The 25946-nt window shown below is 62.5% G+C and carries 28 protein-coding genes and 1 tRNA gene; 17 read left to right on the forward strand and 12 right to left on the reverse strand.

The features are described 5' to 3' along the window. Positions 1-71: 71 nt before the first annotated feature. Complete coding sequence (locus tag FJ967_RS03165; RefSeq protein WP_140730223.1) at positions 72-701, reverse strand: invasion associated locus B family protein; 630 nt, start codon at positions 699-701, stop codon at positions 72-74. A 232-nt stretch (positions 702-933) separates the two neighbouring features. On the opposite strand from FJ967_RS03165, the gene FJ967_RS03170 reads away from it, so the two are divergent. Together FJ967_RS03170 and FJ967_RS03175 are read left to right on the forward strand one after the other, a co-directional pair. Beyond that, on the forward strand, positions 934-2754 hold the full coding sequence (locus tag FJ967_RS03170) for an extracellular solute-binding protein (protein WP_140730224.1): 1821 nt from the start codon (positions 934-936) through the stop codon (positions 2752-2754). A 16-nt stretch (positions 2755-2770) separates the two neighbouring features. Then, a complete protein-coding gene (locus FJ967_RS03175) occupies positions 2771-3451 on the forward strand; it encodes a DsbA family protein (protein WP_140730225.1) in 681 nt (226 codons plus the stop codon). A 33-nt stretch (positions 3452-3484) separates the two neighbouring features. Here FJ967_RS03175 and FJ967_RS03180 read toward each other — a convergent pair whose 3' ends face one another. Continuing rightward, positions 3485-3919: a hypothetical protein gene (locus tag FJ967_RS03180; protein WP_140730226.1), complete on the reverse strand. Its 435-nt coding sequence runs from the start codon at positions 3917-3919 to the stop codon at positions 3485-3487. Between the two features lie 298 nt (positions 3920-4217). On the opposite strand from FJ967_RS03180, the gene FJ967_RS03185 reads away from it, so the two are divergent. The 3 genes from FJ967_RS03185 (at position 4218) to mgtE (ending at position 8519) form a co-directional block, all read left to right on the forward strand. Continuing rightward, a complete protein-coding gene (locus tag FJ967_RS03185) occupies positions 4218-4619 on the forward strand; it encodes a DUF6252 family protein (protein ID WP_140730227.1) in 402 nt (133 codons plus the stop codon). 370 nt (positions 4620-4989) lie between these two features. After that, positions 4990-6882 carry an ABC transporter ATP-binding protein/permease gene (locus tag FJ967_RS03190; protein ID WP_181175656.1) on the forward strand — a complete coding sequence of 631 codons (1893 nt, stop codon included), beginning with the start codon at positions 4990-4992 and terminating at the stop codon, positions 6880-6882. 272 nt (positions 6883-7154) lie between these two features. Beyond that, positions 7155-8519 (forward strand): magnesium transporter, encoded by a 1365-nt coding sequence (mgtE, locus tag FJ967_RS03195; RefSeq protein ID WP_140730229.1) that lies wholly within the window; start codon positions 7155-7157, stop codon positions 8517-8519. 121 nt (positions 8520-8640) lie between these two features. Here the strand turns inward: mgtE and gor are convergent, their stop codons facing one another. From gor to rpiA, 3 genes are all read right to left on the reverse strand, one after another. Next, positions 8641-10029 carry a glutathione-disulfide reductase gene (gene gor, locus FJ967_RS03200; RefSeq protein WP_140730230.1) on the reverse strand — a complete coding sequence of 463 codons (1389 nt, stop codon included), beginning with the start codon at positions 10027-10029 and terminating at the stop codon, positions 8641-8643. Positions 10030-10148: 119 nt separating this feature from the next. Next, positions 10149-10757 carry a DUF2059 domain-containing protein gene (locus FJ967_RS03205; protein ID WP_140730231.1) on the reverse strand — a complete coding sequence of 203 codons (609 nt, stop codon included), beginning with the start codon at positions 10755-10757 and terminating at the stop codon, positions 10149-10151. A 22-nt stretch (positions 10758-10779) separates the two neighbouring features. Further along, positions 10780-11475, reverse strand: a complete 696-nt coding sequence (gene rpiA, locus FJ967_RS03210; RefSeq protein ID WP_140730232.1) for a ribose-5-phosphate isomerase RpiA — start codon at positions 11473-11475, stop codon at positions 10780-10782. A 164-nt stretch (positions 11476-11639) separates the two neighbouring features. Between rpiA and FJ967_RS03215 the strand changes: the two genes are divergently transcribed. Continuing rightward, positions 11640-12323, forward strand: a complete 684-nt coding sequence (locus tag FJ967_RS03215) for a phosphoglycolate phosphatase (RefSeq protein ID WP_140730233.1) — start codon at positions 11640-11642, stop codon at positions 12321-12323. Positions 12324-12447: 124 nt separating this feature from the next. Beyond that, a tRNA-Val gene (locus tag FJ967_RS03220) sits at positions 12448-12522 on the forward strand. A 36-nt stretch (positions 12523-12558) separates the two neighbouring features. On the opposite strand, the gene FJ967_RS03225 is transcribed toward FJ967_RS03220, so the two are convergent. Together FJ967_RS03225 and FJ967_RS03230 are read right to left on the reverse strand one after the other, a co-directional pair. Next, a complete protein-coding gene (locus tag FJ967_RS03225) occupies positions 12559-12831 on the reverse strand; it encodes a hypothetical protein (protein ID WP_140730234.1) in 273 nt (90 codons plus the stop codon). Positions 12832-12885: 54 nt separating this feature from the next. Next, on the reverse strand, positions 12886-14088 hold the full coding sequence (locus FJ967_RS03230; protein WP_140730235.1) for a glycosyltransferase family 4 protein: 1203 nt from the start codon (positions 14086-14088) through the stop codon (positions 12886-12888). 208 nt (positions 14089-14296) lie between these two features. Between FJ967_RS03230 and FJ967_RS03235 the strand changes: the two genes are divergently transcribed. From FJ967_RS03235 to FJ967_RS03245, 3 genes are all read left to right on the forward strand, one after another. Continuing rightward, positions 14297-14554, forward strand: coding sequence for a PepSY domain-containing protein (locus FJ967_RS03235; protein ID WP_140730236.1), 258 nt, complete (start codon positions 14297-14299; stop codon positions 14552-14554). Between the two features lie 183 nt (positions 14555-14737). Next, on the forward strand, positions 14738-15430 hold the full coding sequence (locus FJ967_RS03240; protein ID WP_246675151.1) for a lysozyme inhibitor LprI family protein: 693 nt from the start codon (positions 14738-14740) through the stop codon (positions 15428-15430). Positions 15431-15543: 113 nt separating this feature from the next. Then, entirely contained in the window at positions 15544-16023 is a 480-nt protein-coding gene (locus FJ967_RS03245; RefSeq protein WP_140730238.1) for a hypothetical protein, read from the forward strand. Between the two features lie 38 nt (positions 16024-16061). Here FJ967_RS03245 and FJ967_RS03250 read toward each other — a convergent pair whose 3' ends face one another. Then, complete coding sequence (locus tag FJ967_RS03250) at positions 16062-17948, reverse strand: murein L,D-transpeptidase (RefSeq protein WP_140730239.1); 1887 nt, start codon at positions 17946-17948, stop codon at positions 16062-16064. Between the two features lie 210 nt (positions 17949-18158). Further along, on the reverse strand, positions 18159-18905 hold the full coding sequence (locus FJ967_RS03255; RefSeq protein WP_140730240.1) for a 3-oxoacyl-ACP reductase family protein: 747 nt from the start codon (positions 18903-18905) through the stop codon (positions 18159-18161). A gap of 100 nt (positions 18906-19005) precedes the next feature. On the opposite strand from FJ967_RS03255, the gene FJ967_RS03260 reads away from it, so the two are divergent. Together FJ967_RS03260 and FJ967_RS03265 are read left to right on the forward strand one after the other, a co-directional pair. After that, complete coding sequence (locus tag FJ967_RS03260; RefSeq protein WP_140730241.1) at positions 19006-19614, forward strand: TetR/AcrR family transcriptional regulator; 609 nt, start codon at positions 19006-19008, stop codon at positions 19612-19614. 63 nt (positions 19615-19677) lie between these two features. Next, on the forward strand, positions 19678-20073 hold the full coding sequence (locus FJ967_RS03265; protein ID WP_140730242.1) for a rhodanese-like domain-containing protein: 396 nt from the start codon (positions 19678-19680) through the stop codon (positions 20071-20073). A 12-nt stretch (positions 20074-20085) separates the two neighbouring features. On the opposite strand, the gene FJ967_RS03270 is transcribed toward FJ967_RS03265, so the two are convergent. Then, on the reverse strand, positions 20086-20997 hold the full coding sequence (locus tag FJ967_RS03270) for an alpha/beta fold hydrolase (protein WP_140730243.1): 912 nt from the start codon (positions 20995-20997) through the stop codon (positions 20086-20088). A 47-nt stretch (positions 20998-21044) separates the two neighbouring features. On the opposite strand from FJ967_RS03270, the gene FJ967_RS03275 reads away from it, so the two are divergent. Beyond that, positions 21045-21497: a MarR family transcriptional regulator gene (locus FJ967_RS03275; protein WP_140730244.1), complete on the forward strand. Its 453-nt coding sequence runs from the start codon at positions 21045-21047 to the stop codon at positions 21495-21497. A 19-nt stretch (positions 21498-21516) separates the two neighbouring features. Here FJ967_RS03275 and FJ967_RS03280 read toward each other — a convergent pair whose 3' ends face one another. Continuing rightward, on the reverse strand, positions 21517-22128 hold the full coding sequence (locus FJ967_RS03280; RefSeq protein ID WP_140730245.1) for a pyridoxamine 5'-phosphate oxidase family protein: 612 nt from the start codon (positions 22126-22128) through the stop codon (positions 21517-21519). A 68-nt stretch (positions 22129-22196) separates the two neighbouring features. Next, entirely contained in the window at positions 22197-22550 is a 354-nt protein-coding gene (locus tag FJ967_RS03285; protein ID WP_140730246.1) for a DUF971 domain-containing protein, read from the reverse strand. Between the two features lie 204 nt (positions 22551-22754). On the opposite strand from FJ967_RS03285, the gene moaA reads away from it, so the two are divergent. The 4 genes from moaA (at position 22755) to FJ967_RS03305 (ending at position 25878) form a co-directional block, all read left to right on the forward strand. Then, positions 22755-23750, forward strand: coding sequence for a GTP 3',8-cyclase MoaA (gene moaA / locus FJ967_RS03290; protein WP_140730247.1), 996 nt, complete (start codon positions 22755-22757; stop codon positions 23748-23750). A gap of 56 nt (positions 23751-23806) precedes the next feature. Beyond that, entirely contained in the window at positions 23807-24280 is a 474-nt protein-coding gene (locus tag FJ967_RS03295) for a hypothetical protein (protein WP_140730248.1), read from the forward strand. Between the two features lie 136 nt (positions 24281-24416). After that, entirely contained in the window at positions 24417-24776 is a 360-nt protein-coding gene (locus FJ967_RS03300) for a hypothetical protein (RefSeq protein ID WP_140730249.1), read from the forward strand. 181 nt (positions 24777-24957) lie between these two features. Further along, a complete protein-coding gene (locus FJ967_RS03305) occupies positions 24958-25878 on the forward strand; it encodes a DMT family transporter (RefSeq protein WP_140730250.1) in 921 nt (306 codons plus the stop codon). Positions 25879-25946 lie beyond the last annotated feature (68 nt).

Here is a 25946-nt window from a genome sequence, read left to right on the forward strand (position 1 = left end):
AGAAAAAGCCCGGAAACGAAAAAGCGGGGCATGACCCCGCTTTTTCGTTGCGATGACCCGTTGACGGGCGATCAGTTGGCGGTCTTGGCCTTGTCCTGCTCGTCCTTCAGCTTCTTGGCGAAGTCCTGATTGTTCTTGGCGACGAAGTCCTGCAGCTTCTTCTGCCGGTCCTCGATGTCCGACTGCTGCAGCGGCGGGCCGTCATAGGCGCCGCTGAAACCCTGCAGCGCGATCTTGATCGGGTTGGCCTGGTTCTGGAAGTTGATCGAGGTCAGCGTGATCGCCTGGCCCTTCTTGAAGGAGGCGACGAGCTGGTCGGTCAGCGGCACTTCGGCCACGCAACGGTCCGGGAAGCAGATGACATAGTCGAGTTTCTGCGCCTTGCCGGTGTCGATCTGCAAACCGATGCCGGGAGGAACCAGCCGGCCGGTCGGGACGGTGACCTGGAACACCTTGCGGTTCACCTTGCCCTTGAGCTCGATGAGGCTGACGCCGGTGACCAACTGGCCGTTGCCGGCCGTCGTGATGTTCTGAACGTTGCAGATGTCGACGTCTTCCTGCTTGGTGCAGGCCTTGAACCAGCCCTGCGGAATCTGCTGTTGCTGCTGTGCGGAAGCAGCGGGAAGTCCAGCGCCCAGAAAGCCGACCACGCCTGCGGCCATGACCGAAAGGCGGTACGCATTGCTGTTCAGGCTCGTCATGTCGTGCACTTCCTCTCAAATGATCCCGGGACCGGCTTCTTCGCGCCGTGTGGTCCAGCTACCTGTTGCCGAAATGAGGCAACAGAATGACTTCGGTCGGCGTGTTACACTGCAAGCCGTGTCGAATCCAGCCCGCTATCCGTGAATCTTGGCAACGAGATTGGCAGGAGCACGGTTGGCTCATGTTAGGGTGCGCACCGAATCATCAAGCCGACCCGGTATGGAGACGGTCATGAGCCGCGTTCTTGTTTGGCTGGCCACCGCGATATCGCTTTTCACCCTTTCGCCGCGGCCGGCCATGTCGGAACCGAAGCACGCTATCGCCATGCAGGGCGAGCCGGCATTGCCGCCCGACTTTCCCCACTTCGACTATGTCAATCCCGATGCGCCGAAGGGTGGCAACATCACCTATTGCGTGGTTGGCAGTTTCGACAACCTCAACCCATTCATCCTGAAGAGCCTGCGCACAACTGCGCGCGGCATGATGGATCTGAACTACGGCAACCTCGTTTTCGAGCCGTTGATGCAGCGCAACTACGACGAGCCCTTCAGTCTCTACGGCCTGCTCGCCGACAGCGCCGACATGGATTCCGAGCGCAAGTCGATCGAATTCCACCTCAACCCCAAAGCGAAGTGGTCTGATGGCGAGCCGGTGACGCCGGAAGACGTGCTGTTCACCTACGATGTCTACACCGACAAGGGCCGTCCGCCCTACAGCGCACGCATGAGCCTGATCGCGAAGCTTGAAAAAACAGGTGACCACAGCGTGCGCTTCACCTTCAATGAAAAGGCCAATCGCGAAACGCCGCTGATCATCGCTCTGACGCCGATCCTGCCGAAACATGCCTTCAACAAGGAGACCTTCGACAAGACAACGTTGAAGCCGCTGATCGGCAGCGGACCTTATACCATCGCCCAGGTGCAGCCCGGCCAGCGCATCGTGTTCAAGCGCAACCCCGATTATTGGGGCAAGGACGTTCCAGCCAAGCGCGGCTTCGACAATTACGACCAGATCACCATCGAGTATTTTCTCAACGCCAACGCCAAGCTCGAGGCCTTCAAGAAAGGCCTTTGCGCCATCGACGACGACAGCGACCCGGTCAAGCGCGAGCGTGATCTCGACTTCCCGGCTTTCCATAGGGGGGACGTGGTTGCTGAAACCTTCGACACCGGCATTCCGCCCGTGGTGACGGGTTTTCTGTTCAATACGAGACTGCCGAAATTTTCCAACCCGGTCGTCCGGCGCGCACTCGGCATGCTTTACGATTTCGAATGGGCCAACAAGAGCCTGTTCGGCGGCAAATATACGCGCGCAATGAGCTACTGGCAGAATTCCGAACTTTCGGCGCTCGGCCACCCGGCCGACGACAGGGAAAAGGCGCTCCTGGCACCCTACCCCGGCCGCGTGCCGGCCGATGTCATGGACGGTACATACCGGCCACCGGTCACCGACGGTTCAGGTCAGGACCGCAAAGTGCTGAAAGTTGCCTTCGATCTGCTGAAAAGCATCGGCTATCACGTCAAGGACGGGACGATGCTCGACCCGGACGGGCAACCTTTCGGCTTCGAAATACTGGTTGCCTCCCAGGACGAGGAGCGCCTCGCCGGCATCTATCAGCGAACACTGGAGAAAATTGGCATCAATGTCGGCATTCGCAGCCTTGACGGCGACCAGATTCAGTCCCGCAAGCAGCGCTTCGATTTCGAGGCCTTGATCGGATCGAGCGGCTTCAACAATTCGCTGTCGCCCGGCTTCGAACAGCTCGGGCGCTGGGGATCAGAAGCAGCCAAGGCCGAAGGCTCCTTCAACCTCGCCGGGGTCGCCGACCCGGCGGTCGATGCGGCGATCGAGGCAATGCTGCGTGCCCGCTCGAAGGAGGACTACGTCGCTGCCGTCAGGGTTCTTGACCGCCTGCTGATCTCCGGCAACTACATGGTGCCGACACAGTACAACACACAGCAATGGATCGCCTACTGGAGCTACTTGGAACATCCGAAGAAGACGCCCATATTCGGTTATCAGCTGCCGACCTGGTGGCGCAAACCGAACTGAAAATCCGGAGATCGAGATGAGCGAAGCGAACGCCATAACCGTCGATGTGGTGTCGGACGTCGTCTGCCCTTGGTGCTTCATCGGTCAGAAACGGCTGGACAAGGCGGTGGCCGCGGCCGGTGACGTCGAGGTGCATATTCGCTGGCGGCCGTTCCAGCTCGATCCGACCATTCCGCCGCAAGGCAAGGACCGCCGCGAATACATGCTGGCCAAGTTCGGCAGTGACGAACGCATTCGCGACATTCACGCGCGTATCGGACCGCTTGGCGCGGCCGAGGGCATTTCCTTCGCCTTCGACGCCATAAAAATGGCGCCGAACACGCTCGACGCGCATCGGCTGATCCGCTGGGCTGGTGCCGCCGGCGAGGACGTTCAGAACCGGCTGGTGCGACGCCTGTTCCAGATGAATTTCGAGGAAGGTGCCAATATCGGCGACCACTCCGTGTTGGTCGAGGCCGCCCGCGAGGCCGGCATGGACGCCTCGGTCGTTGAAACACTCCTGCCGAGCGACGCCGACGTCGAGGCTGTTCGCACCGAGATCGCCACCGCTTCACGCATGGGCATTACGGGGGTGCCGTGCTTCCTGCTCGAAGGCAAATATGCCGTGATGGGCGCGCAGGACGCCGACACCTTGGCCGATGCCATCCGTCAGGTCGCGGCCGCCAAAGCGCGCGGCGAACTGGAAACGGCCGGCTGAGGCAAGCACCTTTCCCGATGGCAAGACCAGCCGCTATTTCACCGTCGCCTTGGCCTTGCTGATGAAGAAACCGTGGCCATTGGCGCCGATGCAGGTCAACCCTTTGGTCGACGACTGGCAAGAGAACGGTCCGGCACTCCAGCTGTTTCCGTAGGCAAGTTTGGCGACGTCGCTGCAGCAGGATTGCTCACCGGGATTCTTGATCAGTGTTGCCGGCCCCTTTGGACCCAGGATGATGGTGATGTAGCTCGGCTCGACACGCGAGCAGCTCAGTTCCGGGCCACCGTCCTGCGGCTCATAGGTGCTGGTGCCTCCCTTCGGCGTGTAGATGCAGCCGATATTGTCCGACGGCGTGTTGAACTCGATCTGACCGCCTGTACTCTCCGCGATGGCCTGGTCGGCGGCATGAGCCGGCGGCAGCCAGGCCAGGAAAGACAGGGCTATAAAGACGGCCGAGCGTGTCAGCATGATGCAATTCCTCCTTGGAGAACCGGTATGCATGGGTGTCGGCAGTGCCTGCCGAGGTTCAGTCCCAAGCGAAGGAATTGTCAACGCGTCCTGATCCGATCGAAACGGATGCCACGGCTTCGCCCGCGATCGGGTGAGTCGCCTGCGGCCAGTGTCTGCGCTAATGTCGCCATCTGTTGTCGGATGGAGGCCTTCCATGCTCACGGGATTTCGCGGTGGTGGCTTGTCCCTCCTGCTTTGCCTGACGACTTTGGCATGCACTGATATCATGCCTGATGCCAGGGCCGAGGACGCGGTCATGACGGCGACGGTGGATGGCAAGCCATGGGCGGCATCCTTTGCCCAGGGCACCACTTTGGACGTGGGCGGCAAGCCGGTCTTGAACCTGTCAGGGACGCAACAGGGTTCGCCGACAATGACGTTCAACGCGATGCTGGCGCTCAAAAAACCGGGCGATTATGTCGGCGCCTACCAATTCGGTGGCGGTTTTCCGGGCAATGCCGGCAATTTCAACATCCTCGATTCCGGCGCCATGGTCGGGCATGTCAGGTTCAAAACCGGCGAAGTGGTGATCGACAAGTACGACGCCGCGACAAATACCGTCTCGGGTCATTTCTCAGCATCCGGCAAGGACGACGACGGTAAGGAATCAGTCGTCAAGGACGGCGCGTTTTCGGGAATTCTGGTGGGTCCCCAATAAGAAAAATCTCCGACGCATACGTTTTTTGAGTCACAAAACCGTGCGCGGACCTTCCCCAGGGGAAGATATCGGCCGCCCGTAGCAGATGCGCCAACAGGCTGAAATATATAGAAGATTCCTGATTCCTCAAAACCGTTCCTGGCCGGCACGGCCCCCGATCTGTTGCCTCTGGGCAACGCCGGCGGGAGCAATCCCGTCTGCCCGCTTTAAAAATTAATGGAAAATGATCAATTGGTGTTACCATCCGTAACAAAACAAAAAAGGTTTGGGCGGGATCGTGATTCGGATCGGCAGACGATCGCGGGAGTCAGTACCGGATGGACTACAGGGCGACGCCGCTGGGCGGTCGCATATGACGCCGGTATCCTCGATGCGCAATTTCTGGGGGCTTATGCGGGCCTACTGGGTTTCGGACCGCTGGAAGGAAGCCTGGACGCTGACGTTGGTGATTGCGCTGCTGACAGCGCTGTCCAGCAAAGCCAGCGTGTGGTTCGCGATGGCTTCGGGCGAACTGGTGAATTCGATCGCCTTCCTGCACGACGCCGCCAATACGAGCCCGCTGGAGACAATCCTGACCAACGCCGGCATTCTGGTGCTGCTGGTCGTGCTCAAGGACGCCGGCTTCACCGGTATACGCAATCTCGTCTCGGCAACCTTGCACCGCAAATGGCGTGGCTGGCTCAATGACCAATTCAACCAGGCCTTGCTCGACGGCAACCATACCCATTTTCATGCTCAACATGGGTCCGCCGAGGGTGGCATCGTTGCGCCCGACAATGTTGACCAGCGCATCCAGGAATCGATCAAGGACATGACCGGTGGTGCGATCGGTCTGGCCATGGGCGTGCTGGGCCTTGCGACTTCGCTCTATTTTATCGGCCAGAACCTGCTGCAGTCGTCGGTGGAGGTCAAAGGCCTGGAGTTCCTTGGCAGCTACGGCAGCGCTGTCCTGGCCCTGCTCGCGGTTGCCATCTACGTGCCCCTCAACACCTGGGTCGCCGTCAAGCTCGGCAGCCTGCTCGAACGTCTCAACATTCGCATGCAGAAGGCCGAGGGAAGCTATCGCAGCGAACTGACGACATTCCTGCGCCGCAGCTTCCATGTCGCCGCCTCGCACGGCGAGGGCGTGCAGAAGAAGATGCACGACCGGCTCTATGTCGACATCGACCGCACATGGGGGCGGCTGAATGTCGTCAACAGCAGCTATATGTCTTTCGAGCTGATCTACAATTTCGTCGGCGCCCGTATCGTCGCCTATGCTCCAGGCCTTGTGCCGTTCATCCACAGCCGCCTCGACTACAAGGGCTACATCACCGGCTCCGAAATGGTTGCGCAGCTCATCAGCCAATGTTCGTGGTTCATCCATGTCATGCCCGCTATCGCCACGCTGCGCGCCAACAGCCAGCGCGTGACGGAGCTCGCAACCGCGATCGAGAATGTCCAGCACCCGCAGGAATTCTACAGCCAGAGCGGTCGCTCCGACTTCCACTATGCCAGCCAGAATCCGGTCTTCGGCCTGACCATCCAGAAGTTGGAACTGGCCCATCAGGGCGAGGATGCGACGCCGTTCCTCAGTTCCGCCAACCTGCGCTTCCGGCGCGGCGAATGGACCTTCCTGAAGGGCGAATCCGGTTGCGGCAAGACCTCGCTGATCAAGGCGATCAACGGCCTGTGGCCCTATGGCCGCGGCACCATCGTCTTCCCCGAGGGCGTAAAAAGCTTCTACGCCGCCCAGGAAGTCAAGCTGCCGCAAGTGTCGCTGAAACAGCTGGTCTGCCTGCCCGGCTCCGAAGGCGACCATGGCGATGCCCAGGTCGCGGCGGCGCTGCACAAGGCCGGCCTTGGCGATTTCATCGAACACATGGGCAATGAAAGCCGCGAGGGCAAAAGCTGGGACCAGGTCCTGTCGGGCGGCCAGAAGCAGAAGCTCGTGGTGGCTCGCATCATCCTGCAGCAGCCGGGGCTGCTGTTCCTCGACGAGGCGACCGGTGCCCTCGACCCTGACGGCAAGATTGCCTTCCATCAGGCCATCAAGGACAATTGCCCCGATGTTACCGTGATCAGTGTCATGCACGAGGCCGTGGCGCCGAGATCGGCAACCGGCACCGAGTTCTACCACTCGATGGTGCTGATCGCCGATGGTGTCGCCACCAAGAAGCCGCTTGCTCCGAGCCTGCCTCTCGAACTCACCACGATTCTGGCCCAGCCCAGGCCGGTCGAGGACAAATGGACGCGTTTCTCGCGGCGGCTGAAGCAGAAATAACGATGATTTCACCGTGGCTTGCCGCCTTGAGCGGCCCACGCTGATCACAGTCTCGCGATCAGAGCCGTCCGGCACGGTTTTCCGTCTTCACCGCGATTGACTCGGCAAGCGGCGCTCCTATGTTGCGCCGGCTTGCAGCCATTCAAGAAGCGAACCCGCAAGCAGAAAGGTCACCGCGCCATGCCTGGCGACAGTCACAGTCGAACGCAACCGCCGTCCGCCTAGACGTGACCTGACTGGTTCATGTCCTGCCGGACGGCAAGGAGTGAACCATGAACGATTTTTCCCCCGTAGCGGACGACGAAGCCGTCGCCATCGCCCGCATCCTTGCCAACGACCACGTCGCCGACGTTGTCGAGGCGCTCAATCATGAAACGCGCGAAACCGCGGTCGATCTGCTCTGCGCCGTGCCCTTCGAGCGGCTGGTCGAGATTTTCGACCAGCCTGAACTTGAAGGCGCACCGGAACTCGCGGAAGCCCTGCCCCGCCCAAAGGCGAGCAAGCTCATCACTGCAATGTCCGTCGACCGCGCGGCCGACATCCTGCGCGAGCTCGACGAGCCGGCACGCTCAGAGCTGCTCGGTGCGCTGGCGCCGCCGCTGCGGGCGACCCTGCTTTCCATTCTGGGCTATCCCGAAGGCAGTGCCGCCTCGATCATGACGACGGAGTTCGTCAGCGTCCCTTCGGACTGGACCGTCGGGCGCACGCTCGACTACATCAGAAAGGTCGAGCGGACGCGCGAAACCGTCTACGCGATCTACATCGTCGATCCGCAAACGCACCTCTTGGTCCGCTCGACCGGTTTGCGCCGGCTCATCACCGGGGAGCCGGACGACCCTATCCTGTCGGTCGCGCCCGACCGCATGCCTGTAACTGTCACCCCGCTGACCGATCGCGAAAACCTGGCGCAGACGATCTCCAAATACGATCTGCTGGCCGTCCCGGTCGTCGACCACGGCAAGATCCTCGGCATCGTCACAATCGACGACATCATCGACACGATGATCGAAGAGACCACCGAGGACGTGCACCGGTTCGGCGGCATGGAGGCGCTCGACGAACCCTATATGAAGATGAGCTTCCTCGCGATGATCCAGAAGCGCGCCGGCTGGCTGTGCGCGCTGTTCCTAAGCGAGATGCTGACGGCCAATGCGATGCAGAGCTACGAGAGCGAACTGGAAAAGGCGATCGTGCTGACGCTGTTCATCCCGCTGATCATGAGCTCCGGCGGCAATTCCGGCTCGCAGGCGACCTCGCTGGTTATCCGTGCGATGGCGCTTCGTGAGATCGGTTTGCGCGACTGGTGGCGGGTCGCCTTGCGCGAACTGCCGACAGGGCTGGTGCTGGGCTCGATCCTGGGCGTCGTCGGGGTTTGCCGTATAACGCTGTGGCAGTATTTCGGCTTCTACGACTACGGTCCGCACTGGCCGCTGATCGCCGCGACGGTTGGCGCCGCATTGGTTGGCATCGTCACCTTCGGCTCGCTGTCCGGGTCGATGCTGCCTTTCGCGCTGAAACGGGTCGGCTTCGATCCCGCCAGCGCATCCGCGCCTTTCGTGGCCACGCTGGTCGATGTCACCGGATTGGTGATCTATTTCTCGGTTGCCCTGGTCATCCTGCGCGGCACGCTGCTGTAGGCTGCGGCCAATACCCCGCTGCCGGCGATCGTCCGGCGGCGGGGTATTGTCTCAAGGCCCGACTGCCGCAGATCGCATCGCGCAGCGCATCCGGAAAGGCGCCCGTCATTCCTGCGAGGCCTCAGACGCGCTCGCCGTTCTTCACCCGATAGGTCGGCTTATACATGGTGACGAGTTCTTCGGCCGCGGTCGGATGCACGGCCATGGTGCGATCGAAATCATCCTTGGTCAGCCCCGCCTTCAGGGGAATGCCGAGCAACTGCGCCATTTCGCCGGCATCAGGCCCCAATATGTGGGCGCCGAGCACCTTGCGCGAGGCGCCGTCGACCACCAGCTTCACCAGCATCTTTTCGTCACGGCCCGATAGAGTGTGCCGCATCGGCCGGAAGCTGGCGCGGTAAATCTCGATGTCGGCGAAGCGCTTGATGGCCTCGTCCTCCGACAGGCCGACCGTGCCGATTTCAGGTTGCGAGAAGACGGCTGTCGCGATCGTATCGTGGTCGGGCGCGGTCGGATTGCTCCTGAACGCCGTTTCGACGAAGCACATGGCTTCGTGAATCGCCACCGGCGTCAATTGCACGCGGTTGGTGACGTCGCCGATCGCCCAGATGTTGTCGATGTTGGTGCGTGAATAATCGTCGACCTTGATGGCCCCGGTCTCGGTCATCTCGATGCCGATGCCTTCCAGCCCCATGTTTTCGGTGTTGGGGAGGCGCCCGATGGCCAGCATCACCTGGTCGACCGTCAGCACCCGTCCCCCGGTAACCAGCGCGTCGAGCCGCCCGTCCGGCCGCTTGCGGACCCATTCGGAGACGGCGTGGCAAAGGATTTTGATTCCCTTCTTCTCCATCGTCTCGTGCAAAGTGCGCCGCAGGTCCATGTCGAAGCGGCCGAGAATCTCCTTGCCGCGGTACACCAGCGTGGTGTCGACGCCGAGGCCGTGGAAGATGTTGGCGAACTCCACCGCGATATAGCCGCCGCCCTCGATCATGATCGCCTTGGGCAGCTGCTCGAGGTCGAAAGCCTCGTTGGAAAAGATGCAGTGCTCATGGCCCGGCAGCGCCGGATGCGCCGCCGGACGGCCGCCGGTGGCGATCAGGATCTGGTCGGCGGTCACGGTGCGGTCCTCGCCCAGGAGATGGATCACATGCGGGTCGACGATCATCGCTCGCGAATGAAAGGTCTCGCCGCCCGAGCCCTCGACATTCTTCTTGTAGATCGCTTCCAGGCGGCTGATCTCGCGGTCCTTGTTGGCGACCAGCGTCTGCCAGTCGAAACTGGCTTCGGGAACCGTCCAGCCATAGCCGGCGGCATCGGCGAAATGCTCGGGAAACTGCGAGGCGTAGACGTAGAGCTTCTTCGGCACGCAGCCCCGGATGACGCAGGTGCCCCCGAACCGGTACTCCTCGGCGATACCGACCCGCTTGCCAAGCGCCGCCGCGACCCGTGCCGCCCTCACCCCGCCGGAGCCGCCGCCGATGACGAAGAGATCGTAGTCATAACCGGCCATGAAACGGCTCCTTGAACGTCGAAAATGTCAGTGACAGGTAGGCCGCAAACAATCAAAAGAAAAGCCCGGACAAGCCGGGCTTTCCGAGATGGCCGCGAGGCCGTTCGAAAAAGACGGGATCAGTTCGCCGAATTGTCAGCCGGAGCAGAACCATCGGCAGGCGCTGCGCCATCGGCGGGAGCCGTTGCATCGGCCGGCGCCGCGGGAGCTGCCGCGGCGGCCTTGGCCTTGGCGGCTGCGGCCAGCGTCTCGCCGACCTGCTGGGCCAGATCGCGGCCGACGCCGTTCTGCCAGATGTCGGCTGCCTTGACGAGGTCACGCGTCACGGCCGGGCCGCTGTCGAGCAGCTTCTTGCCGGCCTCGGAGCCGTAGAAGGTCGCGATGTCGTTGAGTTCCTGTTCGGAAAACACCTTCGCATAGGCAAGAGCGGCTTCCTTCTCGAGGTCGGCGCGGCGCGAGGCCAGGGCAAGTGCCTTCTCGGCGATGGTCTTGCCGATCAGCTCCTCCATGTCGGGGTTCTTCTGGATGAGCTGCGATTCGAGCGCGGCGGCCGCCTGCGGCAGGATGTTGTCGAACGGGTCGGTCGCGTGGATGGCGGCGACGGCGGCGCGCGCGGCCTTCAGATGCGATTCCGTGACGTCCTGCGCGAAGACAGGCGAGGAGAACGCGAAGACGGCCGAAGCCGTCATAAGGACGCAGAGGCGGCGGACCCGGTTGTGCAACATCATGATTGGTAGAACTCCCTGTTTTTCAGGCGGCAAGGACGGTTTGGATGCCATCGCCCCCGGCGATGATGGCCGCTGACGCCAGCCCGATGAAAAGACCATGCTCGACCACACCCGGAATGGCGTGGAGAGCATTCGAAAGCGCTCTTGTATCCGGAATGCGGCCAAAAGATGCATCAAGGATAAAATGGCCGCCGTCTGTAACAAAAGGCTGGCCTTGCGTCATCCTCAATGTCACCGGACCTGAAAGGCCGAGATTTCCAGCCGCCGCGGCCACCGCGATCTCGGTCGCGCGCAGGCCGAACTGATTGACTTCGATCGGCAGTGGAAAGCGGCCGAGCGTCTCGACCATCTTCGAACGGTCGGCGATGACGATCATGCGCTGCGAGGCCGCCGCCACGATCTTCTCGCGCAGCAGCGCGCCGCCGCCGCCCTTGATCAATGTCAGCTCCGGATCGACCTCGTCGGCGCCGTCGACGGTGAGATCGAGTTGGGGCGTCTCCTCCAGCGTCGATAGCGGCACGCCAAGGTCGCGGCAGAGCGCGGCGGTTCGTTCGGAGGTCGGCACGCCGATGACCTTCATGCCGGTGGCGACCTTGTCGGCGAGCAGCCGCACGAACTCTTCGGCCGTGGTGCCGGTGCCGATGCCGAGGCGCATGCCGTCGCTCACATGGGCAAGCGCCGCACGCGCGGCCTCGACCTTCAATTGCCTTGCATCCATGCCGCTTGCTGCCCCGGGAAACTGGTGTTTGGGCTCCTAGCATTTTTGCCGGGCGGGTCAAAGCCCTTGAGCGCGCAGGTGTCGTCCCGCATGTGCGAATGCTTGCCTAGAGGGCCCGCAGCCGCTATCGCGTCCAAAACAGCAAATCTGCACAGGAACAGACCATGACCCGACCGATCATCGTGTTCGACCTCGACGGAACGCTGATCGACACGGCGCCGGACCTGCTCGACAGCCTCAACCACAGCCTGGCCGCCAGCGAACTCGCCGCCGTCGACGAGGCCGGCTTCAAGCGCTTCGTCGGCCATGGCGGCCGCGTCATGATCGAGCGGGCGCATACTGCCCAGCAGCGGTCGCTCGACGTCGCCGAGCACGACCGGCTGTTGAAATTGTTCCTCGACCACTACACGCTCAACATCCCCGGCAAATCGCGCCCCTACCCCGGCGTGATCGAGGCGATCGCCCGCTTCGAGAAGGCCGGCTATCTCCTGGCCGTCTGCACCAACAAATACGAAGCCAATTCGCTGGCGCTGATCGACGCGCTCGGGCTGACCTCTCATTTCGCCGCGATCGCCGGACAGGACACATTCGCCTTCCGCAAACCCGACCCGCGCCATCTGATCGAAACGATCAAGCTTGCCGGCGGCGACCCGCACCGCGCCGTGATGGTCGGCGATTCGCAGACCGACATCGACACGGCGAAGGCCGCCGGCATACCGGTCGTGGCCGTAGATTTCGGTTACACCGACCGCCATGTGAGCGAGTTCGAGCCCTCGGTGGTGATCTCGCATTTCGACGCGCTGACGGTCGATCTGGCGGACAGGCTGATCGCCGCAGCGGCGCAGTAACGGGCCGCGCACGGGCGGCCTTCGAACCGGCGGATCCAATCCTTCAAAGATCGCCAGAGATCGCCTTGACTTCCCGAGCCCGCCTACCTTATATCGCGGCTCGCTTGGCCTTCGGGCAACGAGCGGGCGATTAGCTCAGCGGGAGAGCACACCCTTCACACGGGTGGGGTCGCAGGTTCAATCCCTGCATCGCCCACCATCTACCTTACTGAAAAGCACGTTCGCGCCAGCACGGCTAACAGCTGCAGTCCGCCCCTTCCCCACCAAAATTCTTCTGCGCGAAGTTCAGCGCACTCGAATAGCTGGTGTAGCTCTGGAACTGGCAGACGTTGGAGCCGCGCCGTACCTTCATCTGGTCGAGATCCCAGAACGACACCTCGATACGGTCGTCGGCGCAGTAGACAGTATATCGCTCCGGTTCCAGCGCCCTGGCTTTCTGCACCGGGACCGAAACGGCCGGTATGGCGAGCACCGAAGCTGCAAGCATGACGAGATGGCGCGTGCGCATTGAGACCCCCTGTTATTCGTCGACACGATATGGCCAGCCGGTGATGCCAGCCGTTCAACCCCGATAGTCCATGTTTCGCTGATATGGCGCAGGCACTGCGGCGCCATTAAGGTCGATGTCGAGGGCGTCGAGCACTGCCTTCAGCCTGACGTCGCGGGAAAAGTGTTTCGTGATCGTCTCGGCCGCGGCCTGGCCCATCACGGCCCGATGGTCGCGGCCGGCATCCTGCAGCGCCGTCAGTTGTTCGGCTAATGATTGCGCAGCCGACAGGTCCGCCAGCATTCCGTTCCGGCCGCTGTCGATCAACTCCCCGGTGCTCGACATCGGGTGGGCGATGCATGCCAGCCCGCTTGCCATCGCCTCCATGAGGGCGAGCGGAAAGCCTTCCACCAGGCTTGGCAGGACGAAAATGTCGAGCAGATCGAAGACATCGCGGGGATCGCTCTGCCAGCCGACAAACCGGACATGTCGGTCGATGCTCGCCGAGGCGGCCTGTGCCTCCAACCCGGCTCGCGTCGCCCCCTCTCCCGCGATCACGAGAACAGGATTGGATGCCTCCCGGCGCGCACGATGCTGCCGAAAGGCGTCGATGAGGACATCGACGCGTTTTTCAGGTCCCAGCCGGCCGAGATGACCGATGATCGTCGCATCCTGCGGCAGACCGAAACGGCGGCGCGCCTCACGCTTGCGCTCGCTGCCGGCAGGGCGAAATATTGGATCGACCCAGTTGCGGCAGATGCGCATTCTGTCCGGCGATATCTGAAAATCGCTCGCCGCGATTTCCGCCAGTTCCCCGGAGACCGTAATGATCCGGTGCAGGCATCTGTCCATGACGCGCCCGTAGCGCGACTTCGAGACCAGGAACGGCCAACCCGCCACCCATGGCGCGTGCTCGATCGCATAGATCGTCCTGCCGAAGACTTTTGCCAGCAGCATGTCCAGGCAAGGCGTCTCGCCGAACCTGCCGCTGCAGAGGACGACATCATAGCCCTTGTACCGGGACAGCACCGATATCAGCGCGACTGTTCGCATCAGCCCATTCAGCACTGGCTGTTTGATGAACCGGCCGACCGAGAGGTGGCGGATCCTTTCGAAGGGCACCCTGTCGCGCGGGGTGATTTTGGCGAAATAGTCTCTTTCGCCGCTCACCATCGCCACGCAATGACCGAGTGCGGCGATGGCCTGCATCACATCGGCCGTATGAATCTGCAGGCCGCCCGGCTCGGGGCTGCCGCCGACAAACAACAGACGTCTCATCCTAGGCGATTGCCCCACCCCAAGGGGCTGGAAACCGGGAACTTCGTCCGGTCTTTCCGCCCGCCAGATATGTCCCCGCAAGCATATTAGCGCAGCCGGAATTGGAATGCATCAACGTCCAAAGCTATTTGTCATCCCACGGCGAGGCCATGTGGCGGAACAAACGCTTTGACCGGACGTTTCCTTGCGTTCGAATATGAGGGAAATCATGTCCAGATTGGTTCTCGTGGCCGGCGTCGCACTTCTTTGTGGTGCGGGTTCTGCTTTGGCCGCCGATGAAAAACCGTTGCCGCCGCCCAATGCCAAGAAATTGTCTGAGATCATCGCCAAGGTCGAACAGCGTGACGGGTTTCGTTACGTCAACGAAGTCGACTGGGACAATGGCGCCTACACCGTCACCTATTACACTTCGGACAAGGCGAAGGTCGAAATCACCTACGACCCGGTCACAGCCGAGCCCAAATAGGGCGTAGGCGGAACCTCCGGCGCTTGTTTCTCGCGCTCCTTGCCGCGAAGCGCGCGCAGCCCTGCCTAAAAATATCCATCCTTGGCGCTTGAAGTGTGCACGGGCGCGAGAACAGCGCCTTGGGCATGCGGGGGGATGATGCGATTTTCTGTTCGAACCTGGTTTGTCGGGCCGGCATTGATCTTGGCCGCGGCCATCCTTGGAACCGTTCCCGCGCGGGCTGATGGCCCGTCCTTCGACTGCACCAAGGCTGTTTTGCCCGCTGAAAAGGCGATCTGCGCCGATCCGCAGCTGTCGGCGATCGACCTGCTGGTTTCGAAGGCGTACAGGGGATTTGAGCCGGCGTTCGGCGGCGACAAGCGCAAGATCGCCCGCGGCCTGATCGCCGACCGCAACGCCTGCAAGAGCGATACGGCCTGTATAGTCAGCGCGCTCAACAACGCTTTGCAGACCTACGGCAACGCGCCGTCCTGGGTGCAGGACTATAACATCTCGCTGATCGGCAAGAAGGCGCTGGACGCAGCCGCTCGCAACCCGGGCAACAAGGACCAGTCCCTGCCCTCGGCGATCGGCCAATGCGCGTCGACGCATATCAAGACGCTTACCACGCGGCTTGGCGACGATCCGCTGGAGACGGCCACTGCCGACGCGGGCAGCGCGGCCACGTTCACCAATGGTGGCGGGGCTGTCTCCTATGATCGCGAAGCCGGCTTGGCCGCCTCCAAGGTCGGGGACCCCGTCATGATGTGCCTGATCTCCATTCCCAGGGACTGTCCCAGGGATGACGACCGTGGCCGGGTCTATTATTCCGTCGACCTCGTCGCGAAAGGGTCCTGGGCCCTGCCGGATTCCCAGCACATGTGCGGCGGCGCTTGAACGTGGGATTTCGCCCGGCAGGCCATGACGCTGGCCGCCGTCTCCTGTGTCCCCTTGCGTCAAGTCACCATTGATGGCTGATTGTGAACGGACCGGGCTTCACGGGGGTGGGCATGTCGACCGCAAAGCACATATTGAAACGCGTCCTGATGATGCTGGCTGGCTATCTCGTCGCCGTGCTCGTCGGCCTCATCGCCATCGTGGTGTTCTACGTCGCGTTGAGTTCGCTGCCAAACGCACCTGAATATTTCGGCGCCATGAGCATGACACCGGTCGCCCTCCTGCTCGTGCCGCCGCTTGGCATGTTCGTCTATTTCCTCGCGATCGTCGTCACCGGCCTGCAGGCCCTCATCTTTGCGCTGATTGCCGAGTTCTTTTCGCTGCGCAATTTCCTGATGCACATGTTCCTTGGCGCGGCCGCCGCCGCCGGCGGCTTCGCCTTGATCGGGCAACCGGATTCGCTGGCGGACATCGACCCGGAGCGCTGGGCCGACATCGGCATCATAGCCGCCGCCGGTCTGGTCGCCGGGCTCGTCTATTGGCTGATCGCCGGGCGTGACGCCGGGTTCCGGCGCCCGCTATCGGAGCGATAATTCACAAAACAGGCAGGCAAAGCGCGAGCTGTTTCGCCTTAGCTCGAGGGTGAGCGCACCGCCTCGGTTGCGTCCAGGGCTTGCTTCAGCCGCGAATCGCGATCGTAGACATCGCTGAAATACTCGACCTTGCCGGACATGTCGGGCCAGGCGGTGAAATAGGCGACATAGACTGGAATCTTCCGCGTCACATCCTCGGTCGAATGGCCATGCTTCAGCTTCTCGGCGACATAGTCGACCGAAGTCCCAAGCACCGCCGCGGCCATGCCGCGCGGATCCTGCAGACGCACGCAGCCATGGCTGAGCGCGCGCATATCCTGCTTGAAGAACGACTTCTGCGGCGTGTCGTGCATGTAGATCGCGTGCTTGTTGGGGAACAGGATCTTCAATTCACCAAGTGCATTGGCCTCGCTCGGCTGCTGGCGCACATTGTAGGGAATGTTGGCGCCATAGGCGCCCCAGTTGACCGCCGACGACGGAATGCGCTTGCCGCGCGAATCCGTCACTTCGTAGCCGGCACGATCGAGATAGCCGGGATCATTGCGCAACCTCGGCAGCATTTCGTTGACGATGATCGACTGCGGCACGCCCCAGTAGGGATGGAAGTCGACCTGCTTGATCTGGTCGTAGAAGAAGGCTGTCTGGTTGGTGACCCGGCCGATAACGGCGCGCGTCTTCAGCTTTTCCTGGCCATCGTCGATATAGCTCGCGGTAAAGGCCGGCTGGTTGATGAAGACCCTCGGACTGCCGAGGTCCGACGGCAGCCAGCGCAGTTCTTCCAGCGCCACCTGAACCTTGAGCAGCCTGTCGGCCTTCGATGTGCCGGCCAGCGAGGCGACGGTGCGCGGTCCGATGACACCGTCGCCCTTCATGCCTTCCTTGACCTGCACCGCCTTGATGAGCGGCACCAGTTCGGGGACATAGACTTCGCTGGTTGCCAGCCGCGACAGGATCTCGCCATAGCTGCCGCCCATCTCGTCATCGAGATTGCGCGCGATCAGCGACAGCAGCTTCGGCAGTTCCGGGCTGGTTTCGCCGGGCTTCAAAAGCAGTTTGGGATCGACGACGATTTCGTTCTCGGCGCTCGCCTGCAGCGATTCCAGTTCGACCCGCAGCGCCTGGTATTCCGCATTTTGCGGATGGCGCGATTCCAGATAGGTGCGCACTTCCTGCGTATGCGCCAGTGTTTTCAGCACGCCACCCAGGTCGAGCGGCTTGGCCGGGAAATCGTAATAGCCGGTCATCCGGTTGGGTTCGACACGGCCATTCTGGGCGTCATGGGCGTAGCGCAGGACACGTGCCGACAGCGCCATTTCGAAACGGACCAGTTCCCTGAGCTTGGCTGCGTCGTCCGTCGAGGACGAAGCGGCGGCAGGCACGTCGACGGTGTAGTCGGCGGGCGCGAGACCGTAGCTGGCCGCCTCGCCAAGCACCCGGACGGCGTCCTGAGCGCGGTTGTTGGGGCTGGTTCCGCTCACCCAGATGAAATCCGGGTTGGCCGAGTAATAGGCGATCAGCGCCTTGGCAATGTCCGGCTCTGCGTAGAGTTCGTAATCGGAGAGCCCGGCGATGGCTTCATGGAAGGCCGCACCCGTTGCCGAGGGAACGAAAGCGGCGTCTTGCGGCGTCGCCGGCTGCGGCGCGGCGGCAAGCGTCGAGAAGTCGATACGCACCAGCTTGTCGGCCTTGTACGTATAGTAGGACGGACTGCTGATCCTCACGCCGCCACCGCCGCCCGGGGCCTTCGGCTTGGGTTTGTGCTTTGGCGGAGGGGGCGGAAACTCGCCTTTCGGCTCATGCCTGATGCCGCCGCCGAACAGCATGTCGAAAAGCCCTTGGGCTCCCGCCTGAGGCATGCCGAAAGCAAGCGTCGCCGTAATCGCCACCAGCGGCATCACGGTTGCTTTTTTACCGAGGAATTTCATGGATCACCCGCTCCGGTCGCAACCGGTTCCCGTTCCGCACGCTAGACCGTCCCGCTCACCGCATGGCGGATGTAGGGCGCGACTATACCGATTCATACCGATTTCGTTAAGCTTTCATAAATTTCGGCCGGGCTGTTGCAGAACGGTTTCACAACATCGTGACGGCCGGCGCGGCCAGACTGCCGCGCCGGCCGTTGGGATGCGGGCGCTTCAGGCGTTGGCGCCGCCGTCGATGGTCAGCGCGGCCCCGGTGACGAAGCGCCCTTGCGGACCGGCAAGCCAGGCAACCATGCCGGCGATATCCTCCGCCTTGCCGAATCGCGGGGTCGCCATTTTCTGGCGCTGATGATCGGCATGCGGGCCGTCGGCCGGGTTCATGTCGGTATCGGTCGAGCCGGGATGGACGACATTGGCGGTGATGCCGCGTGAGCCGAGGTCGCGGGCCAATGCCTTGGTGAGCCCCACCAGCGCCGCCTTGCTGGTGGAATAAGCGCTTAGGCTGGTGTCGGTGACGCGCTCGGCCAGATTGCTGCCGATCGAGATGATGCGGCCGCCCTCGCCCATATGAGCGGCTGCCGCCTTCGAGGCTACGAACGGTGCCCGCAGATTGACTTCCATGGTCTCGTCGAAGTCGGCGAGTGACATCTGATCGACGGGTGCGGCGCGCCAGATACCGGCGCTGTTGACCAGGATGTCGAGGCGGCCGAAGGCGTTCACCGTCTCGGTGACCGAGCCTTCGATGGCGGTGGCGTCGCGATTGTCGGCCTGGATCGCAATAGCGCGCCCGCCCGCCGCGACAATCTCGGCCACGACAGCATGGGCCGGCGCCGCGCTATTGACGTAAGTGATGGCGACATCCGCGCCATCGGCGGCAAGCCGCTTTGCAATCGCGGCACCTATGCCGCGGCTGCCGCCGGTGACCAAGGCCGCCTTGCCGTTCAATCCGTTCGCTGACATGTCATTCTCCTTTTCTGTAACGATCGATACATAAATATCTGGCAGCCTTGCCGGGTGACGTCAACTGAATTATGTATCGATCAACACACAAACGAGCGCCATGCCGGAAAGAGGCCGTCCCCGCACTTTCGATCGAACCGCTGCCTTGCGGCGGGCGATGGAGCTGTTCTGGGCCAAAGGCTATGAAGGCACCTCGATTGCCGACCTGACGGCGGCGATGGGCATCGGCTCACCCAGCCTCTATGCCGCCTTCGGCAGCAAGGAGGCACTGTTCCTCGAAGCGACCGACTATTACACGAGCACCGAAGGCACGGAGATCTGGGCCACGCTGGACGAAGCACCGACGGCCTGTCAGGCGATCGAGAATTTCCTGCGCCAGACAGCCAGGGCCTATTCGCAGAACGACCGCCCGCAGGGTTGTCTGATCGCGCTTGGCGCGCTGCACCAGGATTCAAGCAGCGGCGCCATTTGCGATGATCTGCGCCGCCGCCGCGCCGAAAACCACACCCTTTTGCTCAGGCGGCTGGAACGCGGCGTTGCCGAAGGCGAGCTGCCGGCGGGGTTCGACAGCGATGCAGCGGCGACCTTCTATGCGACGGTCCAGCACGGCATGTCGATCCAGGCCCGGGACGGCGCGTCGTGTGACGCGCTGATGGCGACCGTCGCCGGAGCGATGGCGGCATGGCAGGGACTTGCCGGAACGGCGTGACAAAGCGTCGGCGTTGTGCTGGAAATCCGGTCTGCGGCGAAAGAGCGCCGGGAGGGATCGTCCGTGAAAAAAGGGTATCGCGAGCTGCTCGACGAGGCCAATGCCGAGATCGAAGTGGTATCGCCCGAGGAAGCAGCCGGGCTGCTCGACGACGAGGACACTGTTTTTGTCGATCTGCGCGATCCGCGCGAGATCGAACGCGACGGCCGGATTCCCGGCGCCAAACATGTCACGCGCGGCATGCTGGAATTCTGGATCGACCCCGAAAGCCCGTACCACAAGCCCTTCTTCGCTTCCGGCAAAAGCTTCGTCTTCTTCTGCGCCGGCGGCTGGCGTTCGGCGCTCGCCACCAAGACGGCGCAGGACATGGGTCTATCCCCGGTCAAGCACATTCTGGGCGGCTATACCGCCTGGAAGGCGGCCGGGCTGCCCGTCGAGCCTGGCGAAAAGAAGAAATAGCCTGAATGGCGATCAGTGGAGCCGCGACGGCTCGGGCTGCGTGGTCACGAAGCCGACGGCGCTTTCAACCACGCCCTTGTCGGCCAGAATGCGGCGGTGGCCGAGCCCGTCGGCCCAATGCAGCTGAACATGGTCGCCGGCACCGGCATAGCGGCGCGCATGTTCCGCCGGCACCTCACGGTCGTCGGGCGCATGGATGACCAGCGTCGGCACCGGCGCCTCGGCCAGCTGGCGGTCGCCGGTGAATTCGTCGAGCGGCCGGCCTGACAGCCGCTTCACCTGATTGGCCATCGAGATCTGCGAACGCGGGCCGACATTGAGCATGCGGCTGAAGTCGGCGAAGATTGCCGGGAGCGAGCTGGGTGCGGCAACCAGCACCAGCCGCCCGGCCGCCACCGGCAGGATGCCCTTGATGGAACCGGCAATGGCGTTGGCGGCGACGGCGCCGCCAAAGGAATGGCCCACGATCGCCTTGAACGGTCCGAACCAGTCGGACGCCACGCTCACCGCCTCGACCGCATTGACCATATTGAGATGACGGCCGAGCGACTGGCCGTGGCCCGGCAGGTCGAGCGAGGCGACCCTGTAGCCGGCATTGCGATACCCTTCGATCAGCGCGCGCATATATTCGGTGCGCGAGCGCCAGCCATGGACGACCAGCACCGTGCCCATGGACGCTCTCCCCGGCTCAGGCCGAAATTCGTGTACCATGACGCAGCCGGTCTTGGTCTTGAGCCGGTGATGGCGCGCCTCGGCCATGAAGCCAGCGGCGCGGTCGACCGCGCGGCGTTCGCCGTCGCTCAGCGTCTTCACACTCGGCGTGCGGCAGAACAGTTCGAAGGCGGCACGGCCGCTCAGGCGTGGCGCCACATGTTCGGCCGCACCAAACACACCTCGGATGACCTTCAGTCCGAATGATGCCATAGTGGGAATCCATCCATACGTTCAAGCATGAACATAATAGTTCAAAGATGAACAATAAACAAGAGCTACCCTGGGACAACCCGCGTTTTCGCAACTGGGTCGCGGTGGCGCGCGCCTGCCATGTGCTGGAGCGCACGCTGGCGGTGAAGCTCGCGCCGCTCGACCTGAAGCCGGCACAACTCGACGTGCTGATGAACCTCTACCGGCATCCCGGCATGTCGCAGCACGACCTTGCCCGCAAGCTGCTCGTCGGCCGCTCCAACATCACCATGCTGCTGCCGCAACTGGAGGCGCGCGGCCTGCTGCGGCGCGAAGGCGACGAGAAGGACAAGCGCATCTTGCGGCTTACGCTGACCGAAGCCGGCGAGGCGCTGTTGATGCAGGCGCTGAAAGTCCATATGGCGCTGATCGAAAAGGCAATGAGCCAGTCGACGCCGGAGCAATGCGACATGATCGGCGAGCAGATGCGCAAAATTTATGAAGTGCTGAACGAGGCGTGAGCGGCCCCTGCCCGTTCGGCTACCACATCGACTTCTTCGCCCGCTCCGGCCATTCCCTGTCGTAGGTTTCGCCGTCGATGTTCTTGCGGCTGGTGATTTCCAGGATCTGTCCGGGTGTTGGCAGCGATTTCGGATCGATGTGCCTGGCCGGATTCCAGAGTTCCGACCGCACGATCGCCCGGGCGCACTGGAAATAGACCGAATCGACATCGACCACGGTCACCGAACGCGCCGGCTTGCCGTCGACCGTGAACGACGCGCACAGCGTTGCGTCGGTGGTGATATGCGCCCGGCCGTTGATGCGCAGCGTGGTGCCGGACCCCGGCACAAGGAACAGAAGGCCGACGCGCGGATCCCTGATGATGTTCTTCAGCGAATCGGCACGGTTGTTGCCGCGCCGGTCGGGCATCATCAGTGTTTTCGCGTCGACAATGCGCACGAAGCCGGCGAGATCGCCGCGCGGCGAACAGTCCAGCCCCTCCGGCCCGCTGGTCGCGAGTGCGACAAAGGGTGAGGCTTCGATAAAGGCGGCATACTCGGGAATGACATGGTCGAGTTCCTTGACCACGGACGCTTCACCGGGCAGCCCGTAAAGGGCTTCGAGCTGCTCGACTGTGGTGATGACCGACATCTTTCTTCGTCTCCCGATCCGCCGCCCCCTACTCCCGATCCATGACGTTTTGACGACGACGACGGCGGCTAACCATCGCGGCTCAGGCCCTTCTCGGCGAGTTCCGCGACATAGATGTTCCAGCGCTCGTCCTTCTCGTGGCCGAGCGTGTGCAGATAGTTCCAGGTGAAGATGCCGGTGTCATGGAAATCGTCGAAGGTGATGCGCACGGCATAATTGCCGACCGGCTCGATCTTGAGGATGGCCACGTTGCGCTTGCCGGGAACCGTCACCCTCTGTTCGGGCGAATGGCCCTGTACCTCGGCCGAGGGCGAGGCTACGCGCAAAAGCTCCGCTGGCAGTTCGAACGGCTGATGGCCGGGAAACGTCACGGTAAGCAGCTTGCGGTCCATGGAGACCCTCAGTTCTTTTGGCGCTGTCATGGTCGGTCCTGCTTGAATGTCCTTCCGTACTCTGCTTCGCGCCGTGCGCAAAGGGCGTGGAAGGTGTCCGACACGCAATGTCGGTCGGGAGATGTTACCAAAGATCGAGGCCGGCTATCTTGAATGGCGGGCTGGATCGTATCACATAGCTGTATATAACGACGCATATGACGACGCCGGCAACGGCCACGGAAGCGCGCAAACATGAACATGATCGACCCCTTCGGTCGCACGATCAGCTATCTCAGAGTGTCGGTCACCGACCGCTGCGATTTCCGCTGCACCTATTGCATGGCCGAGGATATGGCCTTCCTGCCCAAGAAGGACCTGCTGTCGCTCGAAGAACTCGACCGCCTCTGCACTGTGTTCATCGAAAAGGGTGTCAGGCGGCTGCGCCTCACCGGCGGTGAGCCGCTGGTGCGCAAGAACATCATGCATCTGGTGCGCCAGCTTTCGCGGCATCTGGAAAGCGGCGCGCTGGAAGAGCTGACGCTGACCACCAACGGCTCGCAGCTGTCGCGCTTCGCCGCCGAACTCGCCGACTGTGGCGTCAAGCGCATCAATGTTTCACTCGACACGCTCGATGCCGACAAATTCCACGCCGTCACCCGCTGGGGCCACCTCGGCAAGGTCATGGCAGGCATCGATGCCGCGCAGGCGGCCGGACTGAAGGTCAAACTCAACGCAGTGGCGCTGAAGGACTTCAATGACGCCGAACTGCCCGAAATGATGCGCTGGGCGCATGGCCGCGGCATGGACCTGACGGTCATCGAAACCATGCCGATGGGCGAGATCGACGCCGACCGCACCGACCAGTATCTGCCGCTGTCGCTGCTGCGCGCCTCGCTCGAGCGCCAGTTCACGCTGACCGACATTCCCTTCAAGACCGGCGGCCCGGCGCGCTACGTCCACGTCGCCGAGACAGGCGGCAAACTCGGCTTCATCACGCCGATGACGCATAATTTCTGCGAAAGCTGCAATCGCGTGCGGCTGACCTGCACAGGTACGCTCTATATGTGCCTCGGCCAGGAGGACGCTGCGGACCTGCGCGCGCCGCTGCGCGCGTCCGAGGGCAACGAACTCGTCGCCGCGGCGATAGACGAGGCTATCGGCCGCAAGCCGAAAGGCCATGACTTCATCATCGACCGGCGCACCAGCCGACCATCGGTATCGCGGCATATGAGTGTTACGGGCGGCTGACCTTCTCGCCTGCCTGTGCGAGAATTGCCTCGCAATCATTGGCTTCGGGGCAAGACATGCGACGGATTTTTTCAATCGCTACATCTCTGGTCGTGATCTCGGCGGGCGCCGCGATTGCCGCGCAATCCACCTACGTGAACGAGCGCTTCGGCACCGTCTGCACCTTTCCCGACGAAATCTTCACCGATCGCCAGCCCGAGCCAGAAAACGGCGATGGCCAGATATGGCTGAGCAAGGACGGCGCCAGCCTGACATGCTCGGGCATCCTCAACATCGACGACGACACGCCGAAAAACTTCGTCGCCGGCGAAAAGGCGAGCAAGGAGCCAGGCTACAAGGTGACCTACAGCAAGACCGGAAAGGACTGGGCGGTGCTGTCGGGCATGAAGGATGGGAAGATCTTCTACGAGCGGCGTCTGTTTGGCAGGGATGGCGTGATCCGGACGGTCTGGATCGACTATCTGCCGGCGTTGAAATCTAAATATAATCCGCTGGTCGGCGCCATCGCCGGCAGCCTCAAGGGACCGTGAACCTTAGGTGGACCACGAGTATTTTAGCCACACCGCAAACAAATCTCCGTCAGTGAATGCCCGCCTGATTTACCCCCGGAATTTTCCCGCCTAGCCTACGTCGCGTAGCGGCTATCGCTCTGTGGGGGATGACATCATGCGCAAACTTCTTCTTTCCTTCGCCTTCCTCGGTTTCGCTGCCTTGCCTGCGGCTGCCCAGTCGATCGGCGGCACCTACACCGTCGCCGGCACCAATTTCGACGGCTCGACCTATGGCGGCGAAGCCACCATCACGCTGACCAGCGGCACCACCTGCACGATCCACTGGGAGACGGGCGGCTCGTCCTCGGATGGCATCTGCATGCGCAACGACAACGCATTCTCCGCCGGCTACGTCATGGACAAGGATATCGGCCTCGTCGTCTACAAGGTCGAGGATGACGGGTCGCTGCATGGCCTGTGGACCATTGCCGGCAAGGAAGGCAATGGCACCGAAGTGCTGACACCGAAGAAATAGCCGCCGCCGCGGCTGGACACGTATCGGGAGGCGATACCGCCTTCCGATACCAAGTGTAACCTGACCGCAGGATGATTTCACGCCGGCGAAGATGGATATCCGGTTCTGGCCCAGCCCTTTGCCGTTGCTGTTTCGTGGCGGGCTGTTACAGGCTTGCTTGCCAAAGCAACCGGTAGGTGTCTTGCCCCTTTCTCCAAATCTTCGCGGCGCATTGTTCATGATGGTGGCGATGGTTGGCTTCACGCTCAACGACGCCATTACCAAATACTCTTCGCAGTCGATGAACATGGCGCAGGTCATGCTGATCAGAGGGGCATTCGCCTCGCTCTTCGTCGGCGTGCTTGCCTGGCAACGCGGCGCCCTCGTCCAGCCTCGCCTGATGCTGCATCCGATGGTGGCGATCCGTGTGCTGGGTGAAGCGGGCGCCACGGTGTCCTTCCTGGTCGCACTCGCCCATTTGCCGATCGGCAGCGTCTCCGCCGTTCTGCAGGCGCTGCCGCTGGCCGTGACGATGGGGGCCGCCCTGTTTTTCGGCGAAGCGGTAGGCTGGCGGCGCTGGCTCGCGATCGCGGTCGGCTTTATCGGCGTGCTGGTTATCGTGCGGCCGGGCTTCGACGGCTTCAGCGTCTATTCTCTTTGGGCGCTTGCCTCCGTCGCGTGTTGCACCGTGCGCGACCTCTCGACCAAGCGCATCCCGAAAGCCATCCCCACGATGCTGGTCTCGACGGCCACCGCGCTTGCCATGACCATCGTCGGCGCGGCGCTGCTGTCTCCCATGGGTGGATGGACACCGATGACCGGCAAGGGCACGGCGCTACTGGCACTTGCGGCGGTTCTGGTGCTCATCGGGTACCAATTCATCATCATGGCGATGCGCTCGGGCGAGATCTCTTTCATCGCGCCCTTCCGCTATACCGCACTGCTCTGGTCGATATTGCTTGGCCTGATCATATTCGGTGACATACCGGACATGCCGATGATCGCCGGCGCCACCATCGTCGTCGGCTCTGGTCTCTACGCGCTTTATCGCGAGCGGGTGGTCGGCCGGCGCAGGATCGTCGCCGAAACCACCGGTCCGGCCATGGCGCCGGACGGAATCTAGCCACGGCCCTTGAAGTTGCTTGTGGTGAAGTTGCTTGCGGTTTCCGGCGGCCGGGGTACAGGCTGAAT

Origin of the sequence: Mesorhizobium sp. B2-3-4, from assembly GCF_006442315.1 — a bacterium.
Taxonomy (GTDB): Bacteria; Pseudomonadota; Alphaproteobacteria; order Rhizobiales; family Rhizobiaceae; genus Mesorhizobium.

Bases quoted from the DNA above. Each gene is read 5' to 3' on its own strand.
- FJ967_RS03235 (WP_140730236.1), top strand. From the start codon at position 14,297: ATGTCCAGATTGGTTCTCGTGGCCGGCGTCGCACTTCTTTGTGGTGCG.
- FJ967_RS03225 (WP_140730234.1), bottom strand. From the start codon at position 12,831: ATGCGCACGCGCCATCTCGTCATGCTTGCAGCTTCGGTGCTCGCCATA.
- FJ967_RS03190 (WP_181175656.1), top strand. From the start codon at position 4,990: ATGCGCAATTTCTGGGGGCTTATGCGGGCCTACTGGGTTTCGGACCGC.
- gor (WP_140730230.1), bottom strand. From the start codon at position 10,029: ATGGCCGGTTATGACTACGATCTCTTCGTCATCGGCGGCGGCTCCGGC.
- FJ967_RS03170 (WP_140730224.1), top strand. From the start codon at position 934: ATGAGCCGCGTTCTTGTTTGGCTGGCCACCGCGATATCGCTTTTCACC.
- FJ967_RS03245 (WP_140730238.1), top strand. From the start codon at position 15,544: ATGTCGACCGCAAAGCACATATTGAAACGCGTCCTGATGATGCTGGCT.
- FJ967_RS03255 (WP_140730240.1), bottom strand. From the start codon at position 18,905: ATGTCAGCGAACGGATTGAACGGCAAGGCGGCCTTGGTCACCGGCGGC.
- FJ967_RS03180 (WP_140730226.1), bottom strand. From the start codon at position 3,919: ATGCTGACACGCTCGGCCGTCTTTATAGCCCTGTCTTTCCTGGCCTGG.
- FJ967_RS03185 (WP_140730227.1), top strand. From the start codon at position 4,218: ATGACGGCGACGGTGGATGGCAAGCCATGGGCGGCATCCTTTGCCCAG.
- FJ967_RS03230 (WP_140730235.1), bottom strand. From the start codon at position 14,088: ATGAGACGTCTGTTGTTTGTCGGCGGCAGCCCCGAGCCGGGCGGCCTG.
- moaA (WP_140730247.1), top strand. From the start codon at position 22,755: ATGAACATGATCGACCCCTTCGGTCGCACGATCAGCTATCTCAGAGTG.
- FJ967_RS03285 (WP_140730246.1), bottom strand. From the start codon at position 22,550: ATGACAGCGCCAAAAGAACTGAGGGTCTCCATGGACCGCAAGCTGCTT.
- FJ967_RS03215 (WP_140730233.1), top strand. From the start codon at position 11,640: ATGACCCGACCGATCATCGTGTTCGACCTCGACGGAACGCTGATCGAC.
- FJ967_RS03260 (WP_140730241.1), top strand. From the start codon at position 19,006: ATGCCGGAAAGAGGCCGTCCCCGCACTTTCGATCGAACCGCTGCCTTG.
- FJ967_RS03205 (WP_140730231.1), bottom strand. From the start codon at position 10,757: ATGATGTTGCACAACCGGGTCCGCCGCCTCTGCGTCCTTATGACGGCT.
- FJ967_RS03280 (WP_140730245.1), bottom strand. From the start codon at position 22,128: ATGTCGGTCATCACCACAGTCGAGCAGCTCGAAGCCCTTTACGGGCTG.
- FJ967_RS03300 (WP_140730249.1), top strand. From the start codon at position 24,417: ATGCGCAAACTTCTTCTTTCCTTCGCCTTCCTCGGTTTCGCTGCCTTG.
- FJ967_RS03270 (WP_140730243.1), bottom strand. From the start codon at position 20,997: ATGGCATCATTCGGACTGAAGGTCATCCGAGGTGTGTTTGGTGCGGCC.
- FJ967_RS03275 (WP_140730244.1), top strand. From the start codon at position 21,045: ATGAACAATAAACAAGAGCTACCCTGGGACAACCCGCGTTTTCGCAAC.
- rpiA (WP_140730232.1), bottom strand. From the start codon at position 11,475: ATGGATGCAAGGCAATTGAAGGTCGAGGCCGCGCGTGCGGCGCTTGCC.
- FJ967_RS03175 (WP_140730225.1), top strand. From the start codon at position 2,771: ATGAGCGAAGCGAACGCCATAACCGTCGATGTGGTGTCGGACGTCGTC.
- mgtE (WP_140730229.1), top strand. From the start codon at position 7,155: ATGAACGATTTTTCCCCCGTAGCGGACGACGAAGCCGTCGCCATCGCC.
- FJ967_RS03295 (WP_140730248.1), top strand. From the start codon at position 23,807: ATGCGACGGATTTTTTCAATCGCTACATCTCTGGTCGTGATCTCGGCG.
- FJ967_RS03165 (WP_140730223.1), bottom strand. From the start codon at position 701: ATGACGAGCCTGAACAGCAATGCGTACCGCCTTTCGGTCATGGCCGCA.
- FJ967_RS03250 (WP_140730239.1), bottom strand. From the start codon at position 17,948: ATGAAATTCCTCGGTAAAAAAGCAACCGTGATGCCGCTGGTGGCGATT.